Annotated in this window: 12 protein-coding genes; 5 read left to right on the forward strand and 7 right to left on the reverse strand. The window is 67.1% G+C overall.

The features are described from left to right. The first annotated feature begins 159 nt into the window (after positions 1–159). The gene (locus ASD55_RS11490; RefSeq protein WP_082542750.1) at positions 160–1,038 is read left to right on the forward strand and encodes an EamA family transporter; all 879 of its coding nucleotides are present in this window, start codon (positions 160–162) and stop codon (positions 1,036–1,038) included. A gap of 14 nt (positions 1,039–1,052) precedes the next feature. Here the strand turns inward: ASD55_RS11490 and ASD55_RS11495 are convergent, their stop codons facing one another. The 3 genes from ASD55_RS11495 to ASD55_RS11505 form a co-directional block, all read right to left on the reverse strand. Next, positions 1,053–1,622, reverse strand: a complete 570-nt coding sequence (locus ASD55_RS11495) for a 2'-5' RNA ligase (RefSeq protein ID WP_200946152.1) — start codon at positions 1,620–1,622, stop codon at positions 1,053–1,055. A gap of 269 nt (positions 1,623–1,891) precedes the next feature. Then, complete coding sequence (locus ASD55_RS11500) at positions 1,892–2,158, reverse strand: DksA/TraR family C4-type zinc finger protein (RefSeq protein ID WP_056766261.1); 267 nt, start codon at positions 2,156–2,158, stop codon at positions 1,892–1,894. 39 nt (positions 2,159–2,197) lie between these two features. Beyond that, a complete protein-coding gene (locus ASD55_RS11505) occupies positions 2,198–2,962 on the reverse strand; it encodes a hypothetical protein (RefSeq protein ID WP_056766263.1) in 765 nt (254 codons plus the stop codon). 131 nt (positions 2,963–3,093) lie between these two features. Between ASD55_RS11505 and ASD55_RS11510 the strand changes: the two genes are divergently transcribed. Together ASD55_RS11510 and ASD55_RS11515 are read left to right on the forward strand one after the other, a co-directional pair. Continuing rightward, the gene (locus tag ASD55_RS11510) at positions 3,094–4,854 is read left to right on the forward strand and encodes an acyl-CoA dehydrogenase family protein (protein WP_082542751.1); all 1,761 of its coding nucleotides are present in this window, start codon (positions 3,094–3,096) and stop codon (positions 4,852–4,854) included. A 44-nt stretch (positions 4,855–4,898) separates the two neighbouring features. Continuing rightward, positions 4,899–5,315, forward strand: a complete 417-nt coding sequence (locus tag ASD55_RS11515; protein ID WP_056766268.1) for an OsmC family protein — start codon at positions 4,899–4,901, stop codon at positions 5,313–5,315. Positions 5,316–5,399: 84 nt separating this feature from the next. On the opposite strand, the gene ubiM is transcribed toward ASD55_RS11515, so the two are convergent. Next, positions 5,400–6,611 carry a 5-demethoxyubiquinol-8 5-hydroxylase UbiM gene (gene ubiM, locus ASD55_RS11520; RefSeq protein WP_056766270.1) on the reverse strand — a complete coding sequence of 404 codons (1,212 nt, stop codon included), beginning with the start codon at positions 6,609–6,611 and terminating at the stop codon, positions 5,400–5,402. 87 nt (positions 6,612–6,698) lie between these two features. Then, on the reverse strand, positions 6,699–6,938 hold the full coding sequence (locus tag ASD55_RS11525) for a hypothetical protein (protein ID WP_056766272.1): 240 nt from the start codon (positions 6,936–6,938) through the stop codon (positions 6,699–6,701). Positions 6,939–7,215: 277 nt separating this feature from the next. On the opposite strand from ASD55_RS11525, the gene ASD55_RS11530 reads away from it, so the two are divergent. Then, positions 7,216–7,875, forward strand: coding sequence for a glutathione S-transferase family protein (locus ASD55_RS11530; RefSeq protein WP_056766274.1), 660 nt, complete (start codon positions 7,216–7,218; stop codon positions 7,873–7,875). Positions 7,876–7,946: 71 nt separating this feature from the next. Here the strand turns inward: ASD55_RS11530 and ASD55_RS11535 are convergent, their stop codons facing one another. After that, entirely contained in the window at positions 7,947–8,771 is an 825-nt protein-coding gene (locus ASD55_RS11535; protein ID WP_056766276.1) for an alpha/beta hydrolase-fold protein, read from the reverse strand. A 13-nt stretch (positions 8,772–8,784) separates the two neighbouring features. Then, complete coding sequence (cycA, locus tag ASD55_RS11540) at positions 8,785–10,164, reverse strand: D-serine/D-alanine/glycine transporter (protein WP_056718227.1); 1,380 nt, start codon at positions 10,162–10,164, stop codon at positions 8,785–8,787. A gap of 555 nt (positions 10,165–10,719) precedes the next feature. On the opposite strand from cycA, the gene ASD55_RS11550 reads away from it, so the two are divergent. Continuing rightward, positions 10,720–11,058 carry a hypothetical protein gene (locus ASD55_RS11550; RefSeq protein ID WP_056766281.1) on the forward strand — a complete coding sequence of 113 codons (339 nt, stop codon included), beginning with the start codon at positions 10,720–10,722 and terminating at the stop codon, positions 11,056–11,058. Positions 11,059–11,304: the final 246 nt, after the last annotated feature.

Consider the following 11,304-nt stretch of genomic DNA (forward strand, 5'->3'; position numbering starts at 1 on the left):
CTGCGGGACATGCAACACGCCATTGCACGGCGACTGCGATGCGAAGCCGGGTCGGAACTTGCAGTACCATGCGCGCCACTCTTCGCTTCCTGCGGCACGCTCCTGGAAACGACACCCACCCCGTCATCCCCCGTCACGGCGCTGCCATTGCGCGCCGTCATGCTGATGCTGGGCAGCGCCAGCCTGTTTGCGCTGATGGCGGTCTGCATCCGCCTGGCCTCGGCCCAGCTGCATCCGTTCCAGATCACCTTCTTCCGCAGCGGCTTCGGCGCCCTGTTCGCGCTGCCCCTGCTGCACGGCCACGGCTGGCAGCTGCTGCGCACCCCGCGACTGGGTTTCTACATCGTGCGCTGCGTGCTGGGCATGGGCGGGATGCTGGCCGGGTTCTGGGCGATCGTGAACCTGCCGCTGGCCGAGGCCGTGGCGCTGTCCTATTCGTCACCGCTGTTCGTCACGATCGGCGCCGTGCTGTTCTTGGGCGAAGTGGTGCGCATGCGGCGCTGGAGCGCGGTGGTCGCCGGCTTCATCGGCGTGCTGGTGATCGTGCGGCCAGGCAGCGATGCGTTCACCAGCGGCAGCCTGGTCGCCCTGCTGGCGGCCGCGTTGACCGGGGCGGTGACGATCAGCATCAAGTCGCTGACCGGCAGCGAACCGGCCGACCGCATCGTGCTGCTGACCACCCTGCTGTGGATTCCGCTGTCGCTGCCCGCCGCGCTGTCGGTATGGCAATGGCCGCAGGCGGGGATCTGGCCATGGCTGGTGCTGTCCGGCGCGCTGGGCACCGGCGGCCACTTCTGCTGGACGCGTGCGCTGCGCCTGGCCGACGCGTCGCTGCTGGCTCCGTTCAGTTACCTGCAGCTGCTGATCGTGGCGGTGCTGGCCTGGTGGATCTTCGGCGAGGCGGTGGATCGCTACACCGCGGCAGGCGCCGCCATCATCATCGCGGCCAGTCTGTACATTGCCTGGCGCGAACATCGCCTGGCGCGCGAACGGCGCCAGCAGGTGGCACCGGTGACGAGCGCCGAGCCGTCGATCTGACCGGGGCCGCGCGGTCAGTAGGCGTCAGGCAACTCGGGCAGGTCCGGCATGTTGGCCAGCTCGTCCAGCAGATTGACCGACGGCTGTCCCGACGCCTCGGCCAGCGGCCAGCGCCCCACCACCTCGAAGCGTGATTCGCCGAAGAAGCTGCGGATCAGCACGAACTCGCAGGCGCGCCACTGGATCGGCACCACCGATTCCTCGATCGCCTCGATGGCGGCGCCGTGCAGCAGGCTGACATGCGGCAGGAAGCTGGACACCCCGCTGACCTGCAGGCCCGCGCGAGCCTGCCCCGCCGCAATCGCCTTGCGCAGGCCCAGCGCCGCCTCGGCGGTGGCGCTGTCCGCGCACAGCACGAATGGAAACTGGCCGTCGCGGGCGGTGAACCGCATCGCCGCGTCCAAGGTGGCCAGGAACCCTTGCTCGTGCACTTCGTCGCCGGCGGCAAGCAGGGCCTGCTCCAGCGGTTGCCGCAGTCGCTCGGGCTTGCCCATCGGGCACAGGGTCAGGTGCAGGCTGTCGACGCCCACCGGCGTGCCGCCCATGCGGTGGGTCTTGCGGAAACGCTCGCCCACGCCAGCCATCGCGGTTCGCGCGCACTCGTCCGGCAGCAGGGCAAAAAAATAGTTGATGCCAGCTGCAAGTCCGCAAGGATTCGACGGATTGGAAATGATGGTGTCCCCCCTGGTCACGCCGGCAGCGCTTCGAACGCTGTCGCCAAGCTTACCCAAACTGGCGGCTGCAATCAGGTCAACCCATCGTCAGTCCGGCAGCCTGCGGAGCTTGCCCCGCGCCGGGCAGTCGCACAAGCGTCTTCCATCGCGATGGCCGTAGCCCGCCACCACCCAGGCAGCTAGCGCAACTGGCTGTCCTTGCTGCCCCGGCGATTGTACGGGCCGCTGCTGCGCTGTTCCGTGTCCTGCGCCTGCTGGCAGGTCACGCACAGGCGCACGCCGGGCACGGCCCGGCGCCGCGCTTCGGGAATCGGCGCCTCGCATTCCTCGCAGTGACTCAGCCCCGGGCCTTGTCGCAGCTGCCGGCGCGCCCGCTGCACCGCATCGCTGACGGTGGCATCGATCTGATCCTGGACGGCGCCGTCGCCGGCCCAACCGGTTGCCATGGCTTGCCTCCGCGAGACTTCAGGGCGGGCGCCGGCAGCTCAGTGCGCCTTCGCCCGCAAATCCTGGATATATCCCAGTTCCCCCAATGACTTGGGTTCGCCGGGGACCAGTTTCAAGCAGCCCTGGTAGGCCTTGGTCGCCTCGTCGAGGCGGTGCAGCTCGACCAGGGCATAACCCTGGCCACGCAGCGCCACGCACTTCAGCTCGGTGGTCGCTTCCGGGGTGGTGCCGCTGATCTCCGCAGTCCCCTCGGCTTCCTGATACAGGGCCAGCATCCGGCTCCAGTCCCCGCTGCGCTGATAGGTGAACGCCAGCTCGTTCTTGTACTGGCTGTCCATCGGCGACAGGGCCAGCGCCTTTTCCAGCTCGGCCCGCGCATCCGCGTAGCGGGCCATTTCACTGTACGCGTAGCCACGCGCCCAGTAGGCCAGCGCCCAGGCCGAACCGATCACCTCTACGGGTACATCCGCCTTGCCATTGACCGTCTTGCTGCCGAGGGTGGCGTAGATCAGCGCATCGCCCAGGCCGCGGGCGCAGAACACCATGCCCGCCCTGCCCTTGTAGAGCGCCTCGTACTTGTCGATCACCTCGTTCAGGGGGCCATCGATGGCCAGCTGGATGCGGCCAGCCTGGATCATCTCCAGGGCGCCCAGCACTTTCTTCATGTCCGCATCGGCCCCCGGCTTGCCCGCGGCATCGACGTTCAAGGTGATGGTGCTGGCCGGCTTGACCGCGGTGTGCGGCGCGCAGCCGGCCAGCATGGAAGCCGCAGCCAGCGCGGCGAAGATGACGAAACGATGCATGGACTTCCCCTGTTCAGATGCACGGCCAGCATAACCCGTCGGCTTGCGTGATCGGCCTGCGGCGATTGGCGTCATGGCCAGGCGCGCCACAGGTGCCAGAATGCCGTTTCAGCCCCCGTCCGGAGAACGCCGTGAACACGCCCTTGCCCGCCACCCCCGCCTTGCGCAGCGAGCACAGCGTCGCCAAGCAGCTGTTCCTGGGCAACATCCTCGAAGAGAACCTGTTCCCGTATCCGGAAATCCGCGCCCGCGACCGGGAAATGCTGGGCGCGATGACCGACGCGATCGACCAGTTCCTCGCCGACAAGACCGCCGAACTGAAACAGTACGACCGCGACGCCGAGCAGCCGGCCGAATTCATCCAGGCGCTGCGCGAGATGGGCCTGTTCGGCCTGATCATTCCCGAGGAGTTCGGCGGGCTGGAACTTTCCAACGGCGCCTATGCCCGGGTGCTGGGCCAGACCTCCAGCCACGACAGTTCGGTCTCGCTGACCATCGGCGCGCACAGCTCGATCGGCATGAAGGGCTTGCTGCTGTTCGGCAGCGACGAACAGAAGCAGCGCTACCTGCCGAAGCTGGCCACCGGCGAGATGATCGCCGCGTTCTGCCTCACCGAATCCGGCGCCGGTTCCGACGCCGCTTCGATCCGCACCAAGGCCGTGCGCAACGACGACGGCAGCTGGACGCTCTCGGGCGAGAAGATCTGGATCACCAACGGCGGCATCGCGGACTTCTATACCGTGTTCGCCCGCACCGACACGCCCGAGGGCAAGATCACCGCCTTCGTCGTCGAAGCGGCGTGGCCCGGCGTCAGCCACGGTCCGCACGAGGACAAGATGGGCATCCGCGCATCAAGCACCACCACGGTGGCGTTCGCCGACGTGCAGGTGCCGGCGCAGAACGTGCTGGGCCCGGTCGGCAAGGGCTTCAAGGTGGCCATGAGCATTCTCAACTCGGGCCGCACCGGCCTGGGTGGCGGCGCGGTGGGCGGCATGCGCTCGCTGATCCGCCTGGCCTGCGCCCAGGCCAAGGACCGCAAGCAGTTCGGCCAGCCGATCGCCGAGTTCGGCCTGGTGCGCGAAAAGATCGCCCAGATGACGATGGACTGTTTCGCCGCCGAGAGCGCGGTGTGGATGGTGGCGCACCTGATCGACGCCGGCGGCAGCGACTATTCGGTCGAGGCGGCGATGAGCAAGGTGTTCGCCAGCGAAGCGGTGCAGCGCGCGTCCTACGAAGCGCTGCAGATCGCCGCCGGCAACGGCTTCATGCGCGAGTTCCCGTACGAGCAGATCACCCGCGACACGCGCATCCTGTCGATCTTCGAGGGCACCAACGAGATCCTGCACCTGTACATCGCGCTGTCCGGGCTGAAGGATGTGGGCACCGGGCTGAGCGAGCTGAAATCCGCCGTGGGCGAGATCTTCAACGACCCGATCAAGGGCTTCGGGGTGCTCGGCAGCTATACCGGCCGGCGCATGCGTGAAGCCACCGGCTACGGCATCGATCGCATCGCCCACGAACTGTCGCCGCGGTTGCGCAAGGTCGCGGCGACCTACGAGAAGTACACGGTCGAGCTGTCCAAGTCGTCGGACCAGTTGTTGCGTCGCCATGGCAAGAAGGCCACCGACATGCAGCACGCGCAGAAACGCCTGGCCGACATCGCGATCGACCTGTTCGTGGGCCTGTGCGTGCTGTCGCGTGCCGACAGCCTGGAAAAGAAATCGCATCCCGCCGCGGCGCAGGCCGTCAGCATCGCCGAGATGTTCGCCAGGCAGGCGCGCCGACGGATGTCGCGCAACGTGCGCGGGCTGGAGCGCAACGAGGACGCCGCCGTGGAGCAACTGGCCGGCGCCGTGCTGGCCAACGATGGCTACATGTGGGACGTGATCTGAGTGCGCCCGCCAAGCTTGCCTTCCCTGCCGCAGGAACCATGCCGATGACCATCTACTCCGTCCACGCCGTCACCGGGCAAACGCCGTACACGGTGAGTTTCATCGATGACCAGGGCAATGCCTGGCTGGCCGACGAACCGGTCGAGGATGGCGGTGCCAATGCCGGGCCGGCGCCGCACCGCCTGCTGCTGTCGGCGCTGGGCGCATGCACCGCGATCACCCTGCAGATGTATGCCGCGCGCAAGCAATGGCCGCTGCGCCGGGTCGGCGTGGACCTGCAGTTCAACCCCGAAGGCACGCCGGCCAGCGGCAACGACATCACCCGCGTGATCACCCTGCAGGGCGACCTCACCGACGAGCAGCGCGAACGCCTGCTGCAGATCGCCAACGCCTGTCCGATCCACAAGGTGCTGACCGGCGAAGTGCGCATCGCCAGCAGCCTGGCCAGCTACCCCGCCTGAGCAGGCCGGCACCGGCCATGCCGGTGAGGAAAACCACTGCCTGTGGTTTTCTTCTGTCGCTTCGAGGTTGAAAAGTCACAACTCTCAGGTCGAGCGCCGGCGCAACAAGGCGGGGACGCCGGCCGACTCGGCGGTGAGCCCCGACATCACCAGGCGCTTGAACGGCCCCAGTCGCGCGCCCGCGCCCAATGCCAGCTTGCGCAACACCCGCGCCGGGCGGCGGTCGTCGGTGTACAGGCCGGCCAGCATCCGGGTGGCCAGATACAGCGGCCGGGTGGCCAGGCGATGCCGGCGCTCATAGCGCTGCAGTACCGATGCCTCCCAGAACGGCCGGCCCGCGGCCATCGCGGCGCGCATTTCGCCCGCCAGCGTGTCCTGGCCCAGCAGGCCGAAATTGAAACCGTGCGCGGTGAGCGGATGCATGCCCACCGCGGCGTCGCCGATCAGCGCGAAGCGCTCGGCCATGAAGCGCTGCGCATACACCCCGACCAGCGGATAGGCGCAGCGCGGCCCGGCCACGCGCATCGCGCCCAGGCGCTGCTCGAAACGTTCGGCCATGGCCTGTTCCAGCGCCGCGTCGTCCAGCGCCAGCATCTCGCGCATCGCCGGCGGCGACAGGGTCAGCACCACCGAGGAGGTGTGCGGATCGTGCAGCGGCAGCAGGGCCAGGGTCTGGCCGTGGCCGAACCATTCCCACGCCACCTGTTCGTGCGGCATCTCGTGGCGCATGCGCAGCACCAGCATGGTCTTGCCGAAATCATGCAGGTCGGCGCCGATGCCCATGGCCCGGCGTGTGTCGGAGAAGCGGCTGTCCGCCGCCACCACCAGTTGCGCGCGCAGCGTCTGGCCATCGGCCAGCTCGACCTCGGCGCCGTCGCGACCGGTGCGCACCGTGCTCACCTGGACGCCGGTGATCCGTTCCACCTCCGGCAACTCCATCACCCCGGCGTACGCGGCGCGCCGGATCGCGTGGTTGGACAGCAACCAGCCCAGCTGCGGCTTGCCCGCCTCGTCGTGGCGGAACATCAGCCCCTCGCGGTCGTCGCCGTCGAGCACCATCGCGTCGCGCAGCGTGCCGATCTCCTCCTCGCGCAGGCGCGCCCACAGGCCCAGCTCGCGCAGCAGGCGTTGCGAGTGGTGGGTGATCGCGATTTCGCGACCGTCATCCGGCGGCGCGATCAGGCCGGCTTCGGGCTGGCGCTCCACCAGCGCGATGCGCAGGCCGCTGCCTTTCAGCGCGCGGGCGAAACACAAGCCGGCGGGGCCGGCGCCGATGATCACGATATCGCAAGACATGGCAGGTACTCCGGAGAAAAGGCCCGCGCGCCGACGCGCGCGAGCGAATGGCGCGCGATCAACAAGAGACGCTTGTGTCGATGCGGTTCAGCCGCTGCAGCCGCCGCAGCAGATCGTCGGCTGTTGCGCGACCTGTGCGGGCGCCACCGTCCAGCCGACCTGCCCCAGCACCTCGACCAGGTCGGTGACCGTGGCCGAGGACGATATGCGCATCACCAGTCCGCTCATGTCCAGGTCGACCACGGCCGTGGGATCGACATCGAACAGGGCGTCCTGCACCACGCCGGGCTCGGGGGACGCGTCGACCAGCGCAATATGAAATTCCATCGAAGTTCCTCGCTACACCGACACCTGGCCGGTGTCGCCGGTGTCGATCGTGGTCGCCCCGCCGCGGCGTTTCCTTGATCGCGGTCAAGCCCGGTCGAGACAGACGGCGATCCGTTCCACCGGCGGCGCCACTGCTGCCTGCGCGAATCCGGCACGCCTCGCAGCCGCTGATTCGGCGCGACCTTCCTTGGGGCAATCCGGGAGCGTCGAGCATGGCCTGTCGATTCCGCCCACCTTCGTTCGTCGCCTTCGCGTATCCCCAGCCAGGTGCTCCACCATGACCCTCAAGCTCTACGCCCACCCGTTCTCGTCCTACTGCCAGAAGGTGCTGATCGCGCTGTACGAGAATGACCTCGCCTTCGAGCTGCGCCTGCTCACCCCGGACGATGCCGAAACCGACCGCGAATTCACCGCCTGGTGGCCGCTGCGGCGCATGCCGTTGCTGCGCGACGGCGAACGCAACGTGGTCGAATCCAGCATCATCATCGAGTACCTGGGTCAGCATCATCCCGGTCCGCAGCGGTTGATTCCCGACGATGCCGAAGCCGCGCTGGAGACCCGTTTTCTCGACCGGTTCTTCGACAACTACGTGCATACGCCGCTGCAGAAGATGGTGTTCGACCAGTTGCGCCCCGCCACCGAGCGCGATGCCCGCGGCGTGGAGGAAGCCCGCCGCATGCTCGACACCGCCTATGCCTGGCTCGACCACAAACTCGCCGACAGGCACTGGGCCACTGGCGGCGGGTTCAGCCTCGCCGACTGCGCCGCCGCGCCCGCCCTGTTCTACGCCGACTGGGCGCACCCGATCCCCGCCGCCTTCGCAAACCTCGTCGCGTATCGGCAGCGCCTGCTGGCGCGTCCCTCGTTCGCCCGCGCAGTGGACGAGGCGCGCCCCTACCGCTCGTACTTCCCGCTCGGCGCACCTGACCGCGATTGAGCCCACGCGCGCTTGCACGAGCGAAGTCGATGCGCAGGGCGGGCCGTGCCCGCCCTGCAGAGCGAGAACCGCTACTTCGGCGCGAACAGCTGGCGGAATATCGCGGGTGACGCGCCGCGATAGATGGTGGCGTGTTTCAGTTCCGGCCACGGCTGGTAGTACCAGCGCAGTCCGCGCGGCGCGTGCTTGCGCAGGGCTTCCCGCAGCAGGCCGCCGCCGCTCTCATCCAGGCCATCGTCGCTGGCGCTGGCCACGTACAGGGTCGACGCCAGTGATGGCTGCGCCTGCAGTCGCGCCGCGGCACCGCGGGCCAGCGCCATGTCGTTCCACCACAGGCTGGGGCTGAGTGCGATCCAGGTGTCGAACAGCTTCGGCTGCGCGAAGAACGTCTCGACCACGAACAGGCCGGCCAGCGATTCGCCGACGATCGCGCGATGGCCGTCCGTGCGATAGCGACGCTGCACTTCGGGCATCAGCTCGTCCGCGATGAAGGCTCGAAACGCGGCCGATCCGCCCACGCGTGGCGCGATCTCGCGGTCGCTGGCCAGCGTGGTTGGGCCGGTCATGTCGCGCCGGCGTTCGGTGTTCTCGATGCCGACCACGATCATCGGCCGCATCGCGCCGGCCCGGATCGCCGCGTCGACGTCGGCGGCCACGTGCGGGAAATCCTCCTGCAACCCGCCGTCGGGCATGTACAGCACCGGGTAACGGGCGTCCTTCGCCGTGGCGTAAGCCGGCGGCGTGTACACGTTGATGTGCCGCGCCTCCTGCAGCACCGCCGAATCGATGTTGAACGACGCATGCGCCGGCATCGCGACGTCTTCGGCAGCGGCGTGGCCTGCGGCGACCAGGCCCAGCAGCAACAACAGGACTCGCCGCGTGGAACGCCGCATCATGCCAGGACCGGACTCAGGCGCCGCGCGCCTTGCGCCCCTTCCACGCGTATCCGATACCCAGCAGCACGAACCACACCGGGCTGGCGATCAGCGCCTCGCGGGTATCCGGCTGCAGGCTCAGCAGCACCAGCACGAACACGAAGAACGCCAGACAGGCCCAGCACATGAACACGCCACCGGGCATCTTGTAGGTCGACGCTTCATGCAACTGCGGGCGCTTGCGCCGGTACGCGATGTAGGCGAACAGGATCAGCGACCACACGAACATGAACAGCACCGCGGACAAGGTGGTGATCAGGGTGAACGCGGTGATCAGGTCGGGGATCAGGTAGATCAGCGCCGCGCCCAGCAACAGGCACACGCAGGAGAACAGCAGGCCCAGCGACGGCACCGCGGCCCGCGACAGCCGCGCGAACGTCTTCGGCGCGTGCTGCTCCTCGGCCAGGCCGTACAGCATGCGACTGGTCGAGAAGATGCCGCTGTTGGCCGAGGACGTGGCCGAGGTCAGCACCACGAAGTTGATCAGGGTGGCCGCGGCCGGAATGCCGGCCAGCACGAACAGTTCCACGAACGGGCTCTTGCCCGGCTCCACCATGCGCCACGGCGTGACCATCATGATCGCCACCAGGGCCAGCACGTAGAAAATGATGATGCGCACCGGGATCGAGTTGATCGCCTTGGGCAGGTTGCGCTGCGGGTCGGCCGTCTCGGCCGCCGTGGTGCCGACCAGCTCGATGCCGACGAAGGCGAACACCGCGATCTGGAAACCCGCGAAGAAGCCGCTGAGCCCCTTCGGGAAGAAGCCGCCGTCATTCCACAGGTTCGCCACCGACGCCTGGTGTCCGGTCGGCGAGGTGAAGCCCCAGGCCACCAGGGCGAAGCCGGCGGCGATCAGCGCGCAGATCGCGATGATCTTGATCAGCGCGAACCAGAATTCCATCTCGCCGAACAGCTTCACCGTGACCAGGTTCAGGCTCAGCAGCAGCAACACGCACAGCACCGCGGGAATCCACGGCGCCAGGTCGGGAAACCAGAACTGCGTATAGGCGGCGATCGCGATCACGTCGGCGATCGCGGTGATGATCCAGCAGAACCAGTACGTCCAGCCGCAGAAGAAACCGGCCCACGGCCCCAGCAGGTCGGTGGAGAAGTCGATGAACGACTTGTACTCCAGGTTGGACAGCAGCAGCTCGCCCATCGCCCGCATCACGAAAAACAGCATCACGCCGATGATCAGGTAGACCAGCAGGATCGACGGCCCGGCCAGGCTGATCGTCTTGCCCGAGCCCATGAACAGGCCGGTGCCGATCGCGCCGCCAATGGCGATCAGCTGCAGGTGCCGGTTGGAAAGGCTGCGCCGAAGATGGTCCGGGTGTTCCAGCGATGCGGTCATGCGGCGCGCCTTGGCGTTGGGAAGCCGCCAACATACAGAAAAGCGGGCGCGGCATCCATGTGGCGCGCTTTCGTCACAAGATGCCGGAGCGCACGTTACAAATCCCTGGCGACCCTGTCCCTGACCTCAATGACATCGTGGACCGTGAGCACGTACTTCGAGGCACCCATGTTGCAGTAGTGACCCGGGGGGCCGAGTTCGCCACGAACCACCACGTAAGCCGAACCCCAGGGACCGCCGGGGCCCCTGGCCGGCAACTCCGCCTTGCGGAGGTCCCCGCTCAGGCACCAGTTCTCGTTTGTGCCTTCGGGCGTAAACGAGGAGGACTCGAAATTGTAGAAATACGTGCCGCGGTAAATCTGGTCAGGGCGTGGCTTGACGCAGCTGCTGACGAGCAAAAGAACCACGATGCCGAATGTGGGGCGTAGGAAGAGTTTCATCGTGCGCTCTGACGAGGTTGTAGAAAAACCGTGCGCCCAGAGCCGCCGAAAAGTCCCTCAAAAATGCTCAGGCCCCGTCATACGTCTCCGCGGACAAACCCAACATGCGGATTGGATGAAGTCTGCCATTTTTCAGACTGACTCCGTGGTTGAGTGCGTCATTCACGGCCGCATGAACCGAGCTGGCAAGCGCCAGACGCTCAAAGAGTTCACGCGGCCCGTTATGAAAGACCACGCTGGCCAGCTGAAGGCATTGAGCGAAAAGCGGATCGACTGCCAGCGCAAGCTCGATCCACTCACCGCCATGCCCCGTCGCCAGAAACGTCGTTGGAAGCTCCAGGCTGGGCTCGATGTGAGCGATCAGGACAAGACCGAACGCCTCGGGCAGCCAATCCAGCGCCCGGCGCGCGAGGGCTCGGTCTCCGAGAAGCTGACTCACTGCCGCTTCGCATGATTCAGTGGAGACGGACGCAGCTGCCAAAGCGGCAACTTCAGCCAATGTTTCCGAAGAGACGCTTTGCATGGCAGGTTCAACGCTTGAGTTGGACGGCGGCGAATTCGTTCGCCGCAAACGAGGTATTGGCCGACTACGCAATATTCATTCGGAAGCGGGCACCCATCCCGAAGTGCGCCGGGCCAGTCGAGCAAGCGCAAAGGAAAATACGATACTGTATATCCCATAAAGGACGCACATCGTCGG

The sequence above is a fragment of the Rhodanobacter sp. Root561 genome (assembly GCF_001427365.1).
Classification (GTDB): domain Bacteria; phylum Pseudomonadota; class Gammaproteobacteria; order Xanthomonadales; family Rhodanobacteraceae; genus Rhodanobacter.